Genomic DNA, 17,737 nt, shown 5'->3' with positions numbered 1-17,737 from the left:
CACCTCCCGGGGCGGCGGCCCGACCCTCGGCCGCCGCCCCACCCCTCTCTTCCTCCCCCACACCCTGTGATCCAGGAGTACCGATGCTCCGTTCCGCCCTCCTTGCCGCGTCGCGCTCGCCGCAGGTGCGCACCGTCGTGGAGAAGTTCCCGCCGACCCACGCGATAGTCGAGCGCTTCGTCGCCGGCGAGCTGCTCGACGACGCCGTGACCGCCTGCGACGACCTGGTCGCCACCGGCCGCAAGGTCACCCTCGACCACCTCGGCGAGGACACCAAGGACGCCGCGCAGGCGGCCGGCACGGCCGAGGCGTACGAGCACCTGCTCGCCGCGCTGAAGGAGACCGGCCTGGCGGCGGGCGCCGAGGTCTCGGTCAAGCTCTCGGCGGTGGGCCAGTTCCTCCCGGTGGACGGCGAGAAGATCGCGCTGGAGAACGCCCGGCGGATCTGCGAGGCCGCGGCCGACGCGGGCACCACGGTCACCCTGGACATGGAGGACCACACCACCACCGACTCCACCCTGTCGATCGCGCGCGAGCTGCGCGCCGACTTCCCGTGGCTCGGCGTGGTGCTGCAGGCCTACCTGCGCCGTACCGAGGAGGACTGCAAGGAGTTCGCCGCGGCCGGCTCCCGGGTCCGGCTGTGCAAGGGCGCCTACAAGGAGCCCGAGTCGGTCGCCTTCCAGGGCAAGCACGACGTCGACCTGGCCTACGTCCGCGCCCTCAAGGTGCTGATGGCGGGCGAGGGCTACCCGATGATCGCCTCGCACGACCCCAACATGATCAAGATCGCCGGCCAGCTGGCCGAGTGGAACGGCCGCGCCCGCGACAGCTTCGAGTACCAGATGCTCTACGGCATCCGCCCCGAGGAGCAGCTGCGCCTGGCCCAGGCCGGCAACACCATGCGGGTGTACCTGCCGTACGGGCAGGAGTGGTACGGCTACTTCATGCGCCGCCTGGCCGAGCGTCCGGCCAACCTGACCTTCTTCCTGCGCGCGATGGCGACGCGGGGCTGATCAGCCGGTGGTCGAGCTGCGGCGGAGTCGGATTCGGCTCCGCCGCAGTCGTGTTCGGTGCGGGCGCGGCCGGGGCGGGGAGCTGCGCCGGTGCAGGTTCGGGGGAGGAGCGGGCCAGGAGCGGGGGCCGGGTCGTTTGCGCTCGCGTTGTTCCCTAGGCTTGCGCTGATCACGTTCGCGGCCGCAGCGGCCGGGCGGATCTTCGGCCAGACACGGAGACAGCATGAGCAGGGTCCAACTCGAAGAACTGCGTGGTGTGATCCACCCGCCGGGCAAGCTCGACAGCAGGGCGGAACACTGGGCCGGGCGGCTCTACATGCGCTCCGTCTCGCTGCGGGTCACCCGGCTGATGCTGGACACGCGCTGGTCGCCGAACCAGATCACCGGTGTGATGGTGGTCGCAGGCGTGCTCTCCGGCGCCGCGCTGCTGATCCCGGGGCTGACCGGGGCGGTGCTCTGCGTCCTGTTCATGCAGCTCTACCTGCTGCTCGACTGCGTCGATGGTGAAGTCGCCCGCTGGCGCCAGCAGTTCAGCCCGCTCGGGGTCTACCTGGACCGGCTCGGCGCCTATCTGGCGGACGCCGCGGTGATGATCGGCATGGGTTTCCGGGCCTCCTCGCTCGGGCTCTCGCCGTACCTGGTGGCCGGGATGTCGGCCGCCGTCGGCGTGCTGCTGCTCAAGGCCTCCTCCGACCTGGTGCACGTGGCGCGCTCGGACAGCGGACTGGCGAAGGCCACCGACCAGTCGGTGGTGCCGCGTTCCTCCGGGATCGCCCGGCTGCGGCGGCTGGCCTCGGGCGTCCAGCTGCACCGGCTCTGCAACGGGATCGAGTGCACCCTGCTGCTGCTGGTCGCGGCGGTGGTCGACCAGGCGCGCGGTGACCTGCGGGCCACCAAGGTCGCCGTGATCGTGGTCACGGCGATCGTGTGGGTGCTGGTGCCCGCGCACGTGGTGTCGATCCTCTCCTCGTCGCGGCTGAAGAAGTAGCGGCCGGGGAAGGAACGGATGACGTGGCAGCGGCCGGCGGGGGCGGCTGCTGCGGACGGCTGTTGCCGACGGCGGCCGGTCGGGCTCCTCGGGGCCCGGCCGGCCGCCGTGTTCAGCCGAGGAAGTCGACGCGGTCGATGAGGCCTTCGCGCACCCGGTAGGCCACCAGCACGCGGAGCGGCTCGTCGGCCAGGCCGTGGGCGACCTCGTGGTCGACCACCCAGTCGCCCTCGGTGAGCCGTCCCACGATCTCCGCCCGGCAGCGGCCTTCGGCGAACTGTCCGGTGTACGTGTCGCGCAGCGCCTGATGCCCCTGCAGCGGGCTGCCGGTGCGCCGGTTGATCACGACGTCCTCGGCGTAGGTGGCGACGAAGGCGTCGATGTCGTGGCTGTTGTAGGCGGCGAGCTGCTGCTCGACGACCTCGCGGGGGTCGGTCATGGCTGTGGTCCTTCCTGTTCAGGCCGCGAGGCGGCGGGTGGCGAGTTCGGCGTAGAGCGCGGCGCCGTCCGGGAGCACCGCGTCGTCGAACTCCGCGTAGGGCGAGTGGTTGAGCGGCAGGTCCTCCGGGTCGACCCCCTTCGGGGCGGCGCCGAGCCAGGCGTACGAGCCCGGCACGGCGTCCAGGACCCGGGAGAAGTCCTCCGACCCGGTCATCGGGTTCGGCATCGCCTGGTAGCGCTCCTCGCCGAAGACCTCCCGGACGGTGTCCGCCAGGAAGTCGGTCTCGGCCCCGTCGTTCACGGTCACCGGGTACTGGGGGAGGTACTCGACCTCGGCCCGCAGGCCGTGGGCGGCCGCGATGGCCCGGATCAGCTCCACCGTGGTGTCGGCGACCTTGGACTCCGCCTCGGCGGAGAAGGCGCGCACGGTCGCCTCGAAGTAGGCGGTCTCGGGGATGATGTTGCGCTGGGTGCCGGCCTGGATCAGCCCGACGGTCACCACCACCGGGTCGAACACGTCGAACCGGCGGGTCACCATGGTCTGCAGCGCGGTGACCATCTCGCAGGCCGCGGGGATGGGGTCCTTGGCCCGGTGCGGCACCGAGCCGTGGCCGCCCGCACCGTGGACCGTGACGTTCAGCGAACCGGAGGCGGCCATGATGGGTCCGCGCCGGGAGCTGAACTCGCCGTGCGGCATGGCCGTCGCCACGTGCAGGGCGTAGGCGGCGACGGGGTGTCGGCCGGCCGCGTCCAGCACGCCCTCGGCCAGCATGGCGCCGGCGCCGTCCCAACCCTCCTCGCCGGGCTGGAACATGAACACGACGTCGCCGTGCAGTTGCTCGCGCCGTGCGGCCAGCAGGTGCGCGGCGCCCGCGAGCATGGCGGTGTGCAGGTCGTGTCCGCAGGCGTGCATGGCGCCGTTGGCGGCGGCGAACGGCACCGGGGCCTTCTCGGCGACCGGCAGGCCGTCCATGTCGCCGCGCAGCAGCACCGCCGGGCCCGGCCTGCCGCCGCGCAGCACCGCGGTGACCGAGCTCAGCGACGCGCCCAGGCTCACCTCCAGCGGCAGGCCGTCGAGGGCCTGCAGCACCCGCTCCTGGGTGCGCGGCAGGGCCAGGCCCAGCTCGGGGAAGCGGTGCAGGTCGTGCCGGAGCCGGACCAGGTCCGGGGCCAGCGCGAGAGCGTCGTCGTAGAGGGACACGGTTGTCTCCGGGATCTTGGTCGATGCGATCTCGTGCGATGCGATCTTGTTCGGCGATTCTGAGTCTTTCGGCCGGAGTCTCCGGAGATTCGCAGGATCATGCCAGGAAGCGGCCCTCTGATGAACGAATCCACCGGTGGTCGTGGACTGGCGCGCCCCGGTTCCGCGAGCGGTGAACCGGGGCGAGGTGACGGTACGTCAGAACAAGTGCAGCCCCCGCTGTATGCCGGGTGCCGGGACCCTGCCCGGCACCCGGCGCTCTACGCGGGTCTCTGCGTGGGTCTCCAGGTGGGTCTCTGCGTGGGTCTCTACGTGGGGTCGGAGCTCGGCGCGGCAGCATCGCCCGAGGCCGCGGCGGGTCGGGTGTAGAGGATCTCGCGGGCCTGCTCCGCGGTGCGGGTGAGGCCCTCGGAGACGAAGTCGAGGAAGCGGGCGACGTTTTCGAGGCGGGTGGCGGCCGGCGTGCCGCGCCCGAGGAGGTCGGCGCCCTGCTGTGCGGTCTCGATGAACCGGGTGTTGGAGCGGGCGCTGCGGATCATCGACTGGTACCAGAGGTCGTCGTCGACGATGTAGCGCTCGCGGCGGCGTTCGTCGCGTTCCCGGCGGACGAGCTCCATGCTGTCCAGGAAGCTGATCGCCTTGGAGACGGACGCCGGGCTGACCTGGAGGCGCTGGGCGAGTTCGGCTGCGGTGAGGCTGCCCGAGTCGGTGGTGTAGAGGCAGGCCAGCACCCGGGACATCATCCTGGGCAGGCCCGACTGGACGAGCACGAGGGTGAGTTCCTCCTCGTACGCGCGAACGGCGTCCGCGTTGCGCCCGGCCGGCTGGGGGGCCGACTCCGGCCCTCGGGCGGTGGCGGGGCTGCGCCGGTGGGCGCGGCGCTCGGTGGCGCGGTGGGCGAGGTCCGCGCGGTAGGCGGTAGGGCCGCCGTTGCGCATCACCTCGCGCGTGACCGTCGAGGTCGGGCGTTCGAGGCGCCGGGCGATCTCGGCGTAGGGGAGGCCGTCGGCCAGCCCCAGCGCGATCTGCTGGCGTTCCTGCTGAGTGAGCCTGCCTCCCGGCATCGGGATCTCCCTGGTGGTCCTTCGTGCTGGTTCCTGACTCCCCCAGAGTAGCGTTCACTTCCATCTCATTGCAATGAGTGGGGTGGGCGCCGTTGCGTTACTGGCTAGATCGTTGCAACAGTTTCCCGCTACCTGCCTGCAGTTATGCGGTTTTGGCGCAACGAGTCCGTTGCCGAGATGTGGAAAGCAACGTAGCGTTTCCGTTGTCAGAAATAAGGATCGACGAGGTGGGGAGCTTGCGGCCGATCGCGGTCGACGGCGATGCCGAGGCCGGCCGACCGGGCGGCCCCACGGAGATCAACACCACGCGGGGCGACATCCGGATCACCGAGGCCCTGTGCGGCGAGCCGGTGCTGCGCACCGAGTCCGGCGACATCTCGGTCGGCGCCGTCCTTGTCCGGGCCGAGGCCGGGTGGACTCGGCCCGTGGTGGGTGGACGGACTGCTCGGGGTGGTCAGGCCGGGCGGGTCTGCGCCCAGGCGTAGAGGCGGTGGGCGCTGTCGCCGAGCCGGGTGGCGTAGAGCGTGTCGGCCGGTCCGCCCGCGAGGTCGTCGGTGGTGGTGGTGACGCCGACGACGGTGCCGACGCCGGTCCTGGTGTCGAACTGCGCGAGGTGCGGGCCGCCGCTCGCGCCGTGGGACATGTCGCAGCGCTCACCCCACAGGAGCGGGGCCTTGGGGCCGGGCTCGGCCGGTCCGGCGCAATGGATCATGCGGGAACCGGCGTACTTGCTGCTGGGGTTGTTGAGCCGGTCCTTCGGATACCCGAAGGTGTGGATGAACTCGCCCTTGACGGGCTTGGTGAACGCGATCCGCTGGCTGCCGGTGACGTCCGCGATCCGCCGTCCGTCGGCGGCGGGGTTCGCCACCAGGACTCCGGTGTCGTAGCCGGCGACGGCCACCTGCTCGGAGCTGGTACTGCTCGGATCGGCGTCCCAACGGGAGGAGGTGGCAACGGACTTGATGCTGAAGCCGCCGAGCGGCTTCGTCCCGTTGCGGTAGCCGGGCACGAAGTACAGGTTGTGGTTCCACGTGGTGTCGGTGGCGGGAGCCCCGACGCCCCGCAGACAGTGCGCTGCCGTGACGAGGGTGCTGCGGTTGGCGCTGGTGACGACGGTCGCGGTGCAACTGCCGTCGTAGCCGTCGGAGAAGGTGAAGAAGAGACGGCCGATGCTCCGGTCCGCCGCCCCGCCGTGCGCCCAAACCGCCCCGGGATCGGGCGTGTTCGGGGGGAGCGGGGTCGGATCGTCGGGCGTGTCGTCGTCCGCGGGCACCGGGGTGACCTCGGGGACCAGGGCGCCGGCCAGCTTCATCCGGGTCGGGGTCCAGTAGCCGTCGATCCGGCTGCGCTCCTGGTCGGTGGTGGCGCCGGCGTGCGTGGTGATGGGCTCCGGCTCCGCGGCGAGCGCCGCGGTGGGCAGCAGGACCGCCGTCGTGGTCGCGCTCAGCAGGAGGGCTCCCGCGGCGGCGAGCCTACCGGGGAGGGTGGGGTGCGTGGACATCGTCGCCAATCCTGGGTGGGGTGCGGTTTGTTTCAACGCGCTTGCTGCTCAAGCGCGTTCGGCGGCCTGGTACAGCGGCTTGGTGATCGCGGAGGTGAACTGCGGGCCGACCAGGTGCCGGGTGCAGTCGGTGGTGCCGGCGGTGCAGACCTGGCCCGAGGCGTCGAGGTACGGGCCCAGGGTGTCGTCGCCCACCACCGTGCCGATCCCCGAGGACGGGTCGAGGCCGGCGATGCGGGGGCCGCCGCTGGAGCCGCCGCCCATCACGCAGGGGGCGCCCCACTGGCCGCGGGGCTCCGGGTACTCCTTGGTACCGGGGTTCTCGCGGGTCTGCCCCGCGCAGTACGCGAGCCGGGCCCCGGTGTACTCGGGCAGGCCCGCGCGCGCCGGATCGCCCGCCGCCGCCCGCGGATAGCCGAACTCGTGGACCGACGCGGCGCCCGGCCGGTCGAAGCCGATGCGCTGTGCGGCGCCGACCGCGTCCTGCACGCGCTTGCCCGCGGCGTTGCCGTTCAGGACCAGGAAGGCCTGGTCGTACGCGTCGAACTTCAGGGGGCTCTGCTCGTCGTTGAGCAGCCAGGTGGCGTCGGCGACCCCGGCGCGGGCGACGAACCTGCCGTACGGCGCGAGACCGTCGTGGTAGCCCGGGACGAACATCTCGTTCGTCAGCCACTCGTCGTTGTCACCGAGGAGGTCGGGGCTGTTGACGCAGTGCCCCGCCGTCACGACGGTGCTGCGGTTGGCGCTGTTCACGACGGTCGCGGTGCAGCTCTCGTCCTCACCGTGGTTGGTGAAGAAGAGCCGGCCCACCGTCCTGCTCAGGGCGTCGGCCCCGGTCCACGGAGCGCCGTCGGGGCCGCTCTTGGCCGGGTTGCCGGACGACGGCGTGGTCAGGGCGGCGATCCGCTCGGGGGTCCAGTAGTCCAGCACGGCCTGCTGCTGCGCGGGGGTGATGGCCTCGGGGTGGACGGCGACCTGGCTGGGGGCGGGGGCGGGGGCGGCTCCGGCGGGGGTGGCGGCTTCTGCGGGGGTGGCGAGGGCGAGGCCTGCGGTTAACAGGGCTGCTGCCAGGGCGGTTTGGGTGCGGGTGCGGGTGCGGGTGCGGGTGCGGGTGCGGGTGGTGGCGGGGTGGCCGTCGGTCCGGCCGTGCGTGGTTGGCATGTGCGGCACGGTAGTGACGAGGTGTCAGATACCTGTCTGGGGAGGGTCTCAGTCGTTCGGCGGTTGCGGCAGGGTGCGGTAACGAGCGTTGCATCCGTGTATCGGTCATCGGGTCCCACCAGTGGCCGGCCGCGTCGGGGTGGGGTGGGTCCGGGCGTGACGTGCCCGCCGGTGTGGGCCGGCGGGCGTTTTCGGGAGGTGGGCGGGCGAGTGGGGTGCTATGGGGCGCGGCGCAGCCAGCGGGCCAGGGTGTGGCCCAGGGCCAGGTAGACGAGCGCGGGGATGCCGTAGTTGAGCAGGGTCCGCAGCCAGCCCTGGGCCGGGGTGAACAGGTCGTGCGCCCAGGCACCCAGCCAGTCGGCCGCCTCGTGGACCCAGTGCGCCAGGTCGTTGGAGGGATTCGCGCTCAGCAGGTACAGGACGATCCACAGTCCCAAGATCCCCGCGACGACGTCGGTGACGACCATGACCGTGCGGGCCGCGCCCGCCCCTCGGTATCTGCCATCCATGAGTGGCGTGTAGCCGCGATCGGGGGCGGCAAACATGCGGGGGCCCAACTAGGCTGTGGAGAGTACCGGTTGACGGGAGGGAGGCGTGCCATGCGGTCGAGCGTGCCCAGCTTCGCCGAGCTGCTGGGCGGGTGCGAGCGGTCCGCCGTGCACCTGGAGCTGCGGGACTCGTACGCCCCGACCGAGCGGTTCGCGGCGTGGCAGCGCGGTGAGCGGATCAACTGGGAGGACCGCGCGTCCTGGTGGCACCCCTACGACCAGCTGATCGCGGACACGGTGGCGCGGGGTGTGGTGATCCGTCGGGCGCGGGTGGTCTCGGAGCCCGTGTCCGCGTACATCTGGTGGGAGCACTACGTCACCCACGCCAACGTCACGGCGGGCGAGGAGGTCCGCTGGCTGCCGCGCCGACGGGCCACGAGCATTCCGCTGCCGGGCAACGACTTCTGGCTGTTCGACGGCGCGCTGCTCCGCCTGCACCACTTCTCCGGTGACGGCGCGGTGGTGGAGGACGAGATCACCGAGGAGCCGGAGATTGTGGAGCTGTGCGCCACTGCCTTCGAGGCGGTCTGGGAGCGAGCGATCCCGCACCACCTGTTCGACGTGGGGCAGGCTGGGAGCTGCCAGTAGTCGGCGTACGGGATTCGCGTGGACCGCGAACCGGGCGCGGCTGCGGACACGGGAGGTGTCGCAGGGCCGCGCCCGTCCGCCGGGTGGGCGGGCGGCCCGGATCAGCCGCGGCCCCAGGTCCCGGTGGACCAGATGGCGCCGCCCGGGTCGCTGCGGCCCTGGAGGTAGACGACGACGTTGGCGTCGTCCTGTACCTTGAGGTAGGAGGACTCGCGCAGGTCCCCGCTCTGGCTGGACCAGAGCTGCCCGCCCGAGGTGCTGACGGTCAGTCGGCCGCCGCTGATCACGGCGTAGGCGCCGGGGTGGTTCCAGGTGCCGCTGGCCCACAGCACCGCGCCGTCGCGCTTGCGGTAGAGCACCAGGTTGCCGTCGGCCTGCATGACCAGCCAGACCGACGCCGACTCGGCGTAGGTCTTGGACGACATCATGCCGGTCACTGTGTCGCCGTAGAGGGTGTTCGAGTAGCCCTGCCAGTGGACACCGCTCATGCCCTCGACGGAGAGCGTGTCGTTGAGGATCCCGACGTTGCTGCCCGGGTTGCCCCAGGTCGAGGAGGACCAGAGGGCGCCGGCCGGGTCGCTGCGGCCCTGGCGGTAGACGACGAAGTTGCCGTCGGCCTGCATCACCGCGTAGGCCCCGGGATTGCCGTAGGTGCCGGAATTCCAGAGCGCCGGGCCGTGGTTGCCGGACGGGCCGACCAGGTAGAGCACGAGGTTGCCGTCGTCCTGCATGATGAGGGTCATCTCACCGTTCACCAGGCTCTGGCCCGGCTGCAGGGACTGACCCGACTGCAGAAGCGACTGGCCTGCCGAGGTGGAGCCGGTCGCGAGCATCGTGGTGGCCGCCGCCGGCGCAGCCACGGCCGCGGGTGCGGCGGTCGCGAGTGCGGTCGCCCCGAGCAGGACGGCGGCGGCGGCGCGTCTGAGCGCTGCGGGCCTTCTGTCGCGTGTAGTTCGCATGAACATCCCCTCCGGAAGTTACTGATCCACTTCTTACACCGTCGGGGTCGGACACCTGCCACCGGGCTCCCTGCGGCGAACTCCGCAGAGTGCGGCGCGTCCTGCCCACTCGTTTCGATCGCCGTGGACGGGAGCATCCGGGCAGGTCAGGAGGGGGGTGATGGGCGCGGGGTTGCCCCCGTGGCCGCCGCCTTCGGTCTCGGGCATGTCGTACCTTCCGGTGGTGGGATCGGACTCGGCACGTTCGCCGGCGACGTCGTAGCGGTCCCGGGTCTCCATCTTGAAGGCGGAGGAGGCGAAGGTCCGGAACAGGTCGTTGAAGTCGTCACCCGTGAGCAGCAGGCACGTACTCCTCGAAGGGGACGGAGGCGGTGATCGCGATGCGCTGGTACTCCCGGTACTGCTCGGGGTCACCGTTGTGCAGCTCGCGGCTGAGCTGGGTGCCGTCGGCGGCGTAGTGCATGAGGACGATCTCCGCCCGGTCGAACATCCAGAAGTCCTGGACTCCGGCCAGCGGGTTCTCGCGGTCGGTCACGTCCAGGATGCGGATGTCGTCCCCGGCCCACAGGTGGGGGAGGTAGTACATGAACTCGTAACGGAGGTAGTCGGAGAGCGGTCGGGTGACGATGTGCACCCGGCCCTTGGCCCTGCCGTCGCGGCGGACTTGCTTCAGGTGTTCGGTGTAGTCGGAGGAGTAGGTGTGCGGGTCGATGCGGTGGCCGGCGAGGAAGTCCCGGATCTCCGCTTCTTCCTGCGGAACCCGGTAGACGGGCAGGGTTTCGAGCCGCCAGGCCTCCGAGCGGAAATCGCGACACCTGGCTTGCCACTGGTCACCGTCCAGGAACACAGGGGGTCTCCTCTCCGTACCGCTCCCACCACTCGGCGAAGGGCACCGCGTGCTGGAGGGCGGTGTCGCGATGCGTCAGCCAATCATGGGCGGATGGTTGCAGGTCGGCGCCCTTGAACGAGCCGGAGGGGGTGTAGGACATGGTGACCACAGCGGTCTCGTCGAAGGCCCAGAAGTCCGGTACGCCTTCGAGTGGGTTGGGCTGCTCGGTCGTGTCGAGGATGAAGAACTCCTCACCGGCCGTGCTGTTCTTGACGTAGCCCCAGCCGAGTTCGAACCGGAGGTAGGGCGTCAGCGGGCGGCGGAGGATGTGGACGCGGTACATGCGTTTGCCGGCGCGGGTGTTGGCGCGGACCTCGTCGGCCCAGGCTTGGTTGTAGTCGGCCGGTTGGGGTTCGGCAGCGAAGAAGGCGCGGAGGCTCTCGGGGTTCGAGGAGCCGGTGTAGTCGTCCAGGGTCTCCAGGCGGAATGCTTCGCGCTGGAAGTCGGAGAACAGCTTTTCGAAGTCGTCACGCGAGATGTGCATCGGCATCTCCAGATCTGGCTGGATGGGACGTCGGATCGGCGGACTTCTGGGGCATCGGACATCGGCGCTCAGGTGCCGGACGGTACCTGAGCGCTGAACGCGTGGTGCGGGGTGGCGAAGTGCCAGGCAGCGTCGCGTACCTGGCAGGCGCGGGCCACCGGCACCGGGTCGGTGAGCAGCTCCACACCGGTCAGATCGTCGTCGGCGTCGAAGTGCAGCAGGGCGATCACGCGTGAGTCGAACAGCCAGGTGTCCTCGCCCGGAAGGCTCAGGCGGTCGGCATCAGCGCGCCAGAGGTACCGGATGTCCTCGCCGACGGCACTGTTGCGCTTGGCGTTGTCGAGCAGATAGCGCTGCCCGGGGGTGGGCGGGTTGTCCGTGATCCGGACCCGTTCGAAGCGCTTGCCCATGGCCACCTGCTCGCGGCGCGAACGGCACCAGGGGTCGTCCAAGTCCCAGTCGGCTTCCCGCCCGGCGGCGAACCGGTGGTAGGTCTCCGTGTGTTCGTCGGAGCGGTACCGGCGGCGGGTCTCCAAGCGGAAGGCCGCGTGCTGGAAGCTCTCGAACATGCCGTCGAACTCATCGAAGCTGATGTACCGCAGTCGTCGGCTCACAGCCGCTCCCCTCGCTGTCGTGGAATCGTCCCAGAGCGTGGCTGCGCGCGTGTGGGTCATTCGGAGCGGCTTCCGCTTCCGGTGGTGGTCTCAACGTCGGGCCGGCGGACTTCTGGGGCGTCGGAGGCGTAGCTTCAGGGCTCGTCGGGGCCGTGGGTGTGGAGCTGTGTCACGGCTGCTCGTCCACGTGGCCGTGGCGGGGCACGGGGTGGTCGGGGGTGTCGAGCCAGGGGGTGTGGTGGCCGTCGCTGACGGTCAGGCCGAAGCGGTGGATGGCAGGGCGGTCGTGCTCGTCCCACCAGTCGAGGGTGCGTTCGACGGCCTGCCAGAGGCGGCGGGGACCGGCCTGGTAGACGGTGCTCGCGGTCGGCGGCCCGTCGGTGGGCCAGGTCACGGCGGCCCAGGAGCTGTCGGTCAGCGAGTAGAACCAGGCGGTGGTGGAGCGTCCGGCGTCGTCCTGGGCGAGGACATGGGTGATGTCGGAGACGGCGAGGCCGATGGCGAAGGACTGCACGTCCCAGGAGTCGCCGAGGTCGGCGGCGGTGCGAGTGGTCCGGTGGGTGGTGTCGGCGTTGCCGGGGAACTCGGGTACGTGGGTGGCGTGTTCGGGGTAGGGGGTGCGTTGGTCGCGGGCCTTCATGAAGCCGACGAGTTGGGTGAAGCGGCCCGAGGCGGAGTGGTGGTCCTCGGCGACGGTCAGTCTCACGACGGCGTCGCGCTGGCTGTAGTGGGTGCCCCAGGGCGCGAGGATGATGCCGCCGGGCCTGGTCTGTTGAAGCCAGCTGCCAGGGATGCGGCGCAGGCCGTAGGTGGCGATGACCCGGTCGTACGGCGCACCGGCGGGCCAGCCAGACTCGCCGTCGCCGGTGACGATGTGCGGGCTGAGGCCGACTGTGGCGAGGTTGGCTCGAGCCTGGGCGGCGATGGCGGGGTCGACCTCGATGCTGACGACCTGTCGGGAGCCGAGGCGCTGGGCGAGCAGGCCGACGTTCCAGCCCGTCCCGGCACCGGCCTCCAGGACTTTCAGGCCGGGGCGTACGTCGAGATCGCGCAGCATCGACATGACCAGGCTGGGCTGGCTGGTGCTGCTGGTGGAGAGTCGGCCGGGCTCGGGGCCGGTGTGGTGGCCGTCGTCCCACTGGGTGACGAGCGGGATGTCGGTATGCACGGCGGCGAGCCAGCCGTCCGGGTCGTTGGCCCGGTCGACGGCGACGCTGCGGCCCTGCTCCTCGTTCCAGGCCCAGGCCAGGTCGGGGACGAAGCGCGAGCGGGGGACGGCGGCGAAGGCGGGCGCCCAATCGGGTGACATGGCACCGGTGTTGAGGAGGAGCCGCCCCAGCTCCTGGCCGGGGCGGTCCGTTCCCTCGGAGAGGGGGAGAGTCACTTGCGGTGGCCTCCGTTGCCGGGCGGCGGGCCGCTGTCGGGCGAGGGGGTGGGCGGCCAGGGCATGGGCGGGGTGGGCGCGGGGCTGCCCCCGTGGCCGCCGCCTTCAGGCTCGGGCATGTCGTACCTCCGGTGGTGCGGTTGGGCCCGGCAGGGGATTCTGACGGGTCGTCGGGGTCACCACGGTAGGGCCGGAGGCGAGGGGGTTCGAGGCCCTTTCCTGTTACCGCAAGAATCCGTCTCGGATGGGCTCGATCAGGCTCAGCATTTCTTCGCCGTAGGCGGCTGCCGAGGAGAATCGGTCGAACGTTTCGACGTATATATCAAGGTCCTTGGGGTCTCTTGTGGTGACCTCGGAGTGGAACGTCTCCACGATCACAATGTGATCGTCGTATGAGCTGAAGCAGGTCATCGGGAAGTCGGGCATGCGGCGGCTGAGCGGGAGGATGCCGATGCGGACGTTGGGCAGGCGAGAGAATGAGACCAGCCGATCCAGTTGGGTTGCCATGACCAGCTGGTCGCAGATGAGCCATCGCAGGACGTGTTCACAGATGAGAAAGTGAAACGACTTGGTGGGGTCGTAGAGGACTGCCTGCCGCTCTGTCCGGGCCGCCACCGTCCTCGCCCTGGAGTCCGGTGACTGCCCTGGGATGAGGGAGAAGACCGCTGACATGTATTCGGGGGTCTGGAGCAGGCCGGGGATCAACTGCCCCTGGAACACCTTGAGTGCGGTGGTACGAGCCTCGATCGCCATGATGGACTGCTGGTGCTTGGGCGGCCCCAGACGGCGCAGGACACGCCACACGGTTGCCTCCGTGACGGCGGCTCGCGCCTGGGTCAGGAACGCGGCCTTTGCGGACTCGGAGACACCGAGCGCTGTCAGGATGAGCTCGACGTCGGTCACGGTCGGCAAGATCCGACCGTTCTCGATCTTGCTGAGCTTCCCCGGAGACATGGAAGCCCTGCGGGCGACGAAGTCACCGGTAACGCCCGATGCTGTTCGAAGTGCCCGCAGGGCTTTGCCCAGCTCCTGGCCGTCGGGGGCGGTCAAGCCGGTTGCCGCCAGTAGTCGGCGTACGGGATCGCGTGGCGCCAGGCGGTGTCGCGGTAGGCGAGGTATTGCGGGAGCAGGTCCTGGTGGAGGGGTTCGGCGCCGAGGAACTCGTCGTCGGTGCTGTAGTGCATGCGGTAGGCGCGGGAGTCGTCGAAGAGCCAGAAGTCGTGGTCGGGGAGGCCGGTGACGTTGAGTTCGGCGAGGTCGATGATCCTGATGTCCTCGCCGGCCCGGGCGTTCCCGACGTAGCCCCAGCCGAGCTCGAAGCGCAGGTAGTCGGTCAGCGGCGAGCGGAGGATGTGGACTCGGCGCAGGCTCTTGCCCGCGCCGGTCATCGACCGCACCCAGGGGCTGTCCTCCCACTCCTTGGGCATGTCGGCGCCATCGAGGAAGGCCTGGTACTCGGCACGTTCTCCGGCGACGTCGTAGCGGTCCCGGGTCTCCATCTTGAAAGCGGAGGAGGCGAAGGTCCGGAACAGGTCGTTGAAGTCGTCACCCGTGAGAAGCACCGAAGTATCCCTCCAGCAGCTCGGCCGTCACCTCGACGGCCGTCTCGTTCTCCGGCAGGCCGAGTTGTGACAGGCGCTCGGCGTCGAGCACCTTGTAGCCCTGGACAATGTACCGGCCGTCCTCGGTGCGCCACAGGGTCGGGCACGGTCCTTCGCGGCAGTCGCTGATCAGTTTGGTGAGCGCCAAGGCTCCCCCTCCTCATTCGAGTCGGCTGTTCCGTCCGATACTCCCGATTCACCGTATACAGGGTCAAGGGCAGCGGCTTTCCATTACAGGAAAGGGCACTTGGGGCCCTTCAAGGGAGGGAGAGCGTGTAGGGACGCCGTGGAGATGTGCGAGGCCGCAGTGCTTCCAGGCTCGCGGAGTGCGGTGGTGGCCTCAACGTCGGGCTGGCCGACTTTTGGGTCGGAGGAGCGCGGTGCTCATGTGCAGGGCGGTACCTCCGTGCTGAACTCGTTTTGCGGGGTGGCGAAGCGGCGGGCAGCGTCCCGCATCTGGCAGGTGCGGCCACCGGTATCGGGTCGGTGATCAGTTCCGCGGCGGTCGGATCGGCGCCGAACGGGCTGTCGGTTGTGCTGCGCATGGCTGAAGCGCTCAGGTCGACCCAGGAAGGAGCGGGGCAGTGCAGTGTGAGCGTGCTGAGGGACAGCCTCTGGGAGTCGGATGTGACGGCTTCAGGGCGGCTGCTCGCGCTGGGGGCGAAGGTCGGGGGTTGGTGGCTGGGTGGTGCGCCGGGGGTGCTTCGTGTTCAATCTAATGGGGGGTTTGGCTCAAGTCGTTGGTGTGGAGCGCCGATTCTGGAGGTGGAGGGCCGGTCCTGATCGTGGGCCTGCCGTGTTTCGCGAAGGAGAAGACGCTGATGATGCGGAGCAAGCTCGTGCTGGGCGCGTGTGCGATGGCGCTGACGCTGGCCGGGGGTGTGGGCTGGGCGGTGCAGGCGAACGCCGATGCGGCCGGGGCGCAGCAGAAGAGTGAGCCGGCCTCGACCCGGGCTATCGCGGGCTACGAGATCGTCAAGCTGGACAACGCGAACGTGGGCAACTTCCAGCGGCGGGTCGTCAACTGCCCCGGTGAGAAGGTGGCCATCGGCGGCGGCGCCGAGGCCCGGGGCGACGACTCGGTGCTGAACGGCAGCTTCCCGACCGACAACGGCCGGGGCTGGATCGGCATCGGCCACCAGCCCGGCGCGGACACCGTGGGCATCAGCGTCTTCGTGGTCTGCGCCGACCGCTGACAGGCTCCCTAGGACTGACGGGACAGCAGCTGGGGCTGCTGTCCCGTCAGTTCGTATGTGCGTGTGCGGCAGCCGGTTCCTCCTCGGTGAACGCGCCGTGCTGCTCTTTGTAGCGGCGCGTTCGTTGCCGAGTCGCTGGTGTCCGATCTCCCGGGCGACCGCCTCGGCGACGTAGCTGGGGATGTCGGCCATGAGCCTCTTCAGCTCGGCGACCTGTTCGGTCGGCAGGGTGACGGTGATCCGGGTGGTGGCTGCCAGAGGGCGCGAAGTGCCCGCCGGGTCGGGATGGCGGGCACTTCGAGGGTGGGGGTGTCAGAGGGTGGTGGCGAGGGTGAGGAAGGCGGACCAGGTGGCCGGGGAGAAGGTGAGGTGGGGGCCGGCCTTGTCCTTGGAGTCGCGGACGTGGACGTGGGGGCAGGTGGGGGTGGCGGCGACCTCGATGCAGTTGCCACCTTCGGCGCTGCTGTGGGTGCTCTTGGTCCAGGCGATCTCGATGCAGTCGCCACCCTCGGCGTTGCTGTAGCTGCTCTTGAACCAGGCGAGTTCCGCGGTGCTCATAGTTCTCCCAGCATCTTCTCGATCAGAGCCTGGGTCTCCAGCGGCGTGAGTGCCTGGGCCCTGAGGCTGCCGTACTGTGCAGCCAGGATACGGACCTCCTCTGGATCTTTGGTCAGATGGCTGAAGCTCTGGACCTCGATGTAGCCGAGCTGCGGCTTGCCCTTGGGGGTGAGGAGGACGAATGGGCCGCTCATGCCTGCATGTTCGGGACGTTCGGTCGGCATCACCTGGATTTCCACGTTGCGCTTGCGGCTGACGTGGAGCAGCTTTTCGAGCTGGTGGCGGTGTACCTCTCGACCGCCAACGGGGCGGCGCAGCACTGCCTCCTCGATGATCCAGCTTGTGTCACAGAACGGCCAGACCTCCAGAATCTGTTGGCGCGCCATGCGCGCCAACACCCGCTCCTCGATGGTTGCTTCAGCGAGGAGCGGTCTGCGCGCAGAGAACAGGGCCCGCGCGTGCTCCTCGGTTTGGAGTAGGCCCGGGATGTCGTGAGTGCTGTACTGGTGCCGCTCGATGGCCTGGGCCTCCAGCAGTGCGTAGTCGCGGAACCAGGCCGGATGCCGGATCTTCGCCTTCTGCTGGGCCTTGTCGATCTCCTCTTGGGTGACCACCATGATGCCCTCGGCCTTGAGGAGCTTGTCGACCGCGAGCATGTAGTCCTTCTGCGGCACCCGCCGCCCGCGCTCCAGCGACGACACCAGGTCCTCGCTGTAGCCCAAGATGTGCGCGACCTCCCGCTGCGTCAATCCCTGGCGCTCGCGCAGGAGTTTGAGCTGTTTGCCGATCGCGCGGAAGAACTCGGAGCTGTCGTCCGAGTCGTCCGGCGCGTCCGGTCGCTGCTCCGGTAGCTCTGGGGTTGCTGTCTGGTCCGCTGTCGTCATCACGACCACCACCCGTGTGCTGTGTGCCCGCATCTGGTAACGGTCGAAGGGTCGGACTGGCAACACTCTGCTCTGGTACCCGTACGCTCCGTACCGGATCTCACTCTGGTCAGCGTACGCTTCAGTTGCCACGCTCGGTGACATGACGACCGAAATCACCCTTGCCCAATCGTCCTTGACCTCGCTCTGCGCCGGTTGGCAGTTCGTCTCGTCGAGACGAGGGGCCTGGCAGGCCCGGCTCGCGGCCGGGCGACAGTTGACTTCCTGGGGGTGGAGTCAGGCCGAGGAGCTGTATCACGACGTCGCGCTGATCGTGTCCGAGCTGGCGTCGAATGCCGTGACGCACGGTCACGTTCGCGGCCGGGACTTCCAGCTGCACATGCTGCTCGGGCCCTGCCCCGGCCTGGCGACGGTGCTGCGGATCGAGGTCTCCGATTCGCGCGGCGAGCGGATGCCCCAGCTTCCGACGGCTCCCGAGTACGGTGCGGAGGCCGGGCGCGGGCTGCTGCTGGTGGATGCGCTGGTGGACCGGTGGGGGGCGGTGGCACGGCCGCCGTCAGGGAAAACGCTCTGGTGCGAGCTGGATCTGACGACAAGTCAGCAAGAGTGATCAGTTGCGGAACGTGGCTGGACGGGCACGGAGTGTGTGGATACCGTGGCCGC

24 protein-coding genes and 1 pseudogene are annotated in these 17,737 nt (G+C 69.9%); 6 read left to right on the top strand and 19 right to left on the bottom strand.

Annotation, left to right across the window (positions count from 1 at the left end; translation table 11 throughout):
• Positions 1–83 precede the first annotated feature (83 nt).
• Both OG294_RS13110 and OG294_RS13105 read left to right on the top strand, forming a co-directional pair.
• Positions 84–1,013 (top strand): proline dehydrogenase family protein, encoded by a 930-nt coding sequence (locus tag OG294_RS13110; RefSeq protein WP_327066665.1) that lies wholly within the window; start codon positions 84–86, stop codon positions 1,011–1,013.
• Between the two features lie 223 nt (positions 1,014–1,236).
• A complete protein-coding gene (locus OG294_RS13105) occupies positions 1,237–2,001 on the top strand; it encodes a CDP-alcohol phosphatidyltransferase family protein (protein WP_327066664.1) in 765 nt (254 codons plus the stop codon).
• Between the two features lie 112 nt (positions 2,002–2,113).
• Here OG294_RS13105 and OG294_RS13100 read toward each other — a convergent pair whose 3' ends face one another.
• The 3 genes from OG294_RS13100 to OG294_RS41100 form a co-directional block, all read right to left on the bottom strand.
• On the bottom strand, positions 2,114–2,440 hold the full coding sequence (locus OG294_RS13100; protein WP_327066663.1) for a nuclear transport factor 2 family protein: 327 nt from the start codon (positions 2,438–2,440) through the stop codon (positions 2,114–2,116).
• A gap of 18 nt (positions 2,441–2,458) precedes the next feature.
• The gene (locus tag OG294_RS13095) at positions 2,459–3,643 is read right to left on the bottom strand and encodes a M20 metallopeptidase family protein (RefSeq protein ID WP_327066662.1); all 1,185 of its coding nucleotides are present in this window, start codon (positions 3,641–3,643) and stop codon (positions 2,459–2,461) included.
• A 308-nt stretch (positions 3,644–3,951) separates the two neighbouring features.
• Complete coding sequence (locus OG294_RS41100; protein WP_442789149.1) at positions 3,952–4,707, bottom strand: helix-turn-helix domain-containing protein; 756 nt, start codon at positions 4,705–4,707, stop codon at positions 3,952–3,954.
• 227 nt (positions 4,708–4,934) lie between these two features.
• Here OG294_RS41100 and OG294_RS13075 point away from each other — a divergent pair, with 227 nt between their 5' ends.
• The gene (locus tag OG294_RS13075; RefSeq protein WP_327066661.1) at positions 4,935–5,192 is read left to right on the top strand and encodes a hypothetical protein; all 258 of its coding nucleotides are present in this window, start codon (positions 4,935–4,937) and stop codon (positions 5,190–5,192) included.
• On the opposite strand, the gene OG294_RS13070 is transcribed toward OG294_RS13075, so the two are convergent.
• The 3 genes from OG294_RS13070 to OG294_RS13060 form a co-directional block, all read right to left on the bottom strand.
• The gene (locus OG294_RS13070; protein WP_327066660.1) at positions 5,162–6,208 is read right to left on the bottom strand and encodes a trypsin-like serine peptidase; all 1,047 of its coding nucleotides are present in this window, start codon (positions 6,206–6,208) and stop codon (positions 5,162–5,164) included. The two genes, OG294_RS13075 and OG294_RS13070, sit on opposite strands and share 31 nt — an antisense overlap.
• Before the next feature lie 48 nt (positions 6,209–6,256).
• A complete protein-coding gene (locus OG294_RS13065; RefSeq protein ID WP_327066659.1) occupies positions 6,257–7,369 on the bottom strand; it encodes a trypsin-like serine peptidase in 1,113 nt (370 codons plus the stop codon).
• Between the two features lie 218 nt (positions 7,370–7,587).
• Entirely contained in the window at positions 7,588–7,878 is a 291-nt protein-coding gene (locus OG294_RS13060) for a hypothetical protein (RefSeq protein ID WP_327066658.1), read from the bottom strand.
• Positions 7,879–7,968: 90 nt separating this feature from the next.
• Here OG294_RS13060 and OG294_RS13055 point away from each other — a divergent pair, with 90 nt between their 5' ends.
• Positions 7,969–8,505, top strand: coding sequence for a DUF6879 family protein (locus OG294_RS13055; protein ID WP_327066657.1), 537 nt, complete (start codon positions 7,969–7,971; stop codon positions 8,503–8,505).
• A 101-nt stretch (positions 8,506–8,606) separates the two neighbouring features.
• On the opposite strand, the gene OG294_RS13050 is transcribed toward OG294_RS13055, so the two are convergent.
• From OG294_RS13050 to OG294_RS13005, 10 genes are all read right to left on the bottom strand, one after another.
• Entirely contained in the window at positions 8,607–9,464 is an 858-nt protein-coding gene (locus OG294_RS13050; protein WP_327066656.1) for a hypothetical protein, read from the bottom strand.
• Between the two features lie 33 nt (positions 9,465–9,497).
• The gene (locus OG294_RS13045) at positions 9,498–9,878 is read right to left on the bottom strand and encodes a DUF6879 family protein (RefSeq protein WP_327066655.1); all 381 of its coding nucleotides are present in this window, start codon (positions 9,876–9,878) and stop codon (positions 9,498–9,500) included.
• Positions 9,790–10,311 carry a DUF6879 family protein gene (locus OG294_RS13040; protein WP_327066654.1) on the bottom strand — a complete coding sequence of 174 codons (522 nt, stop codon included), beginning with the start codon at positions 10,309–10,311 and terminating at the stop codon, positions 9,790–9,792. Before OG294_RS13040 ends, OG294_RS13045 begins: the two co-directional genes overlap by 89 nt.
• The gene (locus tag OG294_RS13035; protein WP_327066653.1) at positions 10,295–10,837 is read right to left on the bottom strand and encodes a DUF6879 family protein; all 543 of its coding nucleotides are present in this window, start codon (positions 10,835–10,837) and stop codon (positions 10,295–10,297) included. The genes OG294_RS13040 and OG294_RS13035 overlap by 17 nt, the downstream gene beginning before the upstream one ends.
• A 68-nt stretch (positions 10,838–10,905) precedes the next feature.
• Complete coding sequence (locus OG294_RS13030; RefSeq protein WP_327066652.1) at positions 10,906–11,451, bottom strand: DUF6879 family protein; 546 nt, start codon at positions 11,449–11,451, stop codon at positions 10,906–10,908.
• A gap of 169 nt (positions 11,452–11,620) precedes the next feature.
• Entirely contained in the window at positions 11,621–12,835 is a 1,215-nt protein-coding gene (locus OG294_RS13025; RefSeq protein WP_327066651.1) for a methyltransferase domain-containing protein, read from the bottom strand.
• Positions 12,832–12,954 carry a hypothetical protein gene (locus OG294_RS13020; protein WP_327066650.1) on the bottom strand — a complete coding sequence of 41 codons (123 nt, stop codon included), beginning with the start codon at positions 12,952–12,954 and terminating at the stop codon, positions 12,832–12,834. Before OG294_RS13020 ends, OG294_RS13025 begins: the two co-directional genes overlap by 4 nt.
• 103 nt (positions 12,955–13,057) lie before the next feature.
• Entirely contained in the window at positions 13,058–13,885 is an 828-nt protein-coding gene (locus OG294_RS13015; RefSeq protein ID WP_327066649.1) for a helix-turn-helix domain-containing protein, read from the bottom strand.
• Positions 13,882–14,397, bottom strand: a complete 516-nt coding sequence (locus OG294_RS13010) for a DUF6879 family protein (RefSeq protein WP_327066648.1) — start codon at positions 14,395–14,397, stop codon at positions 13,882–13,884. The genes OG294_RS13015 and OG294_RS13010 overlap by 4 nt, the downstream gene beginning before the upstream one ends.
• Complete coding sequence (locus OG294_RS13005; RefSeq protein WP_327066647.1) at positions 14,381–14,584, bottom strand: hypothetical protein; 204 nt, start codon at positions 14,582–14,584, stop codon at positions 14,381–14,383. Before OG294_RS13005 ends, OG294_RS13010 begins: the two co-directional genes overlap by 17 nt.
• Before the next feature lie 673 nt (positions 14,585–15,257).
• Between OG294_RS13005 and OG294_RS13000 the strand changes: the two genes are divergently transcribed.
• Positions 15,258–15,632 carry a hypothetical protein gene (locus OG294_RS13000; RefSeq protein ID WP_327066646.1) on the top strand — a complete coding sequence of 125 codons (375 nt, stop codon included), beginning with the start codon at positions 15,258–15,260 and terminating at the stop codon, positions 15,630–15,632.
• 46 nt (positions 15,633–15,678) lie between these two features.
• Here OG294_RS13000 and OG294_RS12995 read toward each other — a convergent pair.
• From OG294_RS12995 to OG294_RS12985, 3 genes and pseudogenes are all read right to left on the bottom strand, one after another.
• Positions 15,679–15,890, bottom strand: a pseudogene (locus OG294_RS12995) (hypothetical protein).
• Positions 15,891–15,944: 54 nt separating this feature from the next.
• Entirely contained in the window at positions 15,945–16,190 is a 246-nt protein-coding gene (locus tag OG294_RS12990) for a DUF397 domain-containing protein (protein ID WP_327066645.1), read from the bottom strand.
• Positions 16,187–17,107 (bottom strand): helix-turn-helix domain-containing protein, encoded by a 921-nt coding sequence (locus OG294_RS12985; RefSeq protein WP_442789148.1) that lies wholly within the window; start codon positions 17,105–17,107, stop codon positions 16,187–16,189. Before OG294_RS12985 ends, OG294_RS12990 begins: the two co-directional genes overlap by 4 nt.
• A 109-nt stretch (positions 17,108–17,216) precedes the next feature.
• On the opposite strand from OG294_RS12985, the gene OG294_RS12980 reads away from it, so the two are divergent.
• Entirely contained in the window at positions 17,217–17,684 is a 468-nt protein-coding gene (locus OG294_RS12980; protein ID WP_327066644.1) for an ATP-binding protein, read from the top strand.
• The last annotated feature ends 53 nt before the right edge of the window (positions 17,685–17,737 follow it).

It is taken from the genome of Kitasatospora sp. NBC_01302 (genome assembly GCF_035976515.1).
Taxonomy (GTDB): Bacteria; Actinomycetota; Actinomycetes; order Streptomycetales; family Streptomycetaceae; genus Kitasatospora.
The sequence above is the reverse complement of the archived record's forward strand: the minus strand, read 5'-3'. Positions and strand labels throughout refer to the sequence as shown.

Bases quoted from the DNA above. Each gene is read 5' to 3' on its own strand.
- OG294_RS13110 (WP_327066665.1), top strand. From the start codon at position 84: ATGCTCCGTTCCGCCCTCCTTGCCGCGTCGCGCTCGCCGCAGGTGCGC.
- OG294_RS13105 (WP_327066664.1), top strand. From the start codon at position 1,237: ATGAGCAGGGTCCAACTCGAAGAACTGCGTGGTGTGATCCACCCGCCG.
- OG294_RS13100 (WP_327066663.1), bottom strand. From the start codon at position 2,440: ATGACCGACCCCCGCGAGGTCGTCGAGCAGCAGCTCGCCGCCTACAAC.
- OG294_RS41100 (WP_442789149.1), bottom strand. From the start codon at position 4,707: ATGCCGGGAGGCAGGCTCACTCAGCAGGAACGCCAGCAGATCGCGCTG.
- OG294_RS13070 (WP_327066660.1), bottom strand. From the start codon at position 6,208: ATGTCCACGCACCCCACCCTCCCCGGTAGGCTCGCCGCCGCGGGAGCC.
- OG294_RS13065 (WP_327066659.1), bottom strand. From the start codon at position 7,369: ATGCCAACCACGCACGGCCGGACCGACGGCCACCCCGCCACCACCCGC.
- OG294_RS13060 (WP_327066658.1), bottom strand. From the start codon at position 7,878: ATGGATGGCAGATACCGAGGGGCGGGCGCGGCCCGCACGGTCATGGTC.
- OG294_RS13055 (WP_327066657.1), top strand. From the start codon at position 7,969: ATGCGGTCGAGCGTGCCCAGCTTCGCCGAGCTGCTGGGCGGGTGCGAG.
- OG294_RS13050 (WP_327066656.1), bottom strand. From the start codon at position 9,464: ATGCGAACTACACGCGACAGAAGGCCCGCAGCGCTCAGACGCGCCGCC.
- OG294_RS13035 (WP_327066653.1), bottom strand. From the start codon at position 10,837: ATGCACATCTCGCGTGACGACTTCGAAAAGCTGTTCTCCGACTTCCAG.
- OG294_RS13020 (WP_327066650.1), bottom strand. From the start codon at position 12,954: ATGCCCGAGCCTGAAGGCGGCGGCCACGGGGGCAGCCCCGCGCCCACC.
- OG294_RS13000 (WP_327066646.1), top strand. From the start codon at position 15,258: ATGATGCGGAGCAAGCTCGTGCTGGGCGCGTGTGCGATGGCGCTGACG.
- OG294_RS12990 (WP_327066645.1), bottom strand. From the start codon at position 16,190: ATGAGCACCGCGGAACTCGCCTGGTTCAAGAGCAGCTACAGCAACGCC.
- OG294_RS12985 (WP_442789148.1), bottom strand. From the start codon at position 17,107: ATGCGGGCACACAGCACACGGGTGGTGGTCGTGATGACGACAGCGGAC.
- OG294_RS12980 (WP_327066644.1), top strand. From the start codon at position 17,217: ATGACGACCGAAATCACCCTTGCCCAATCGTCCTTGACCTCGCTCTGC.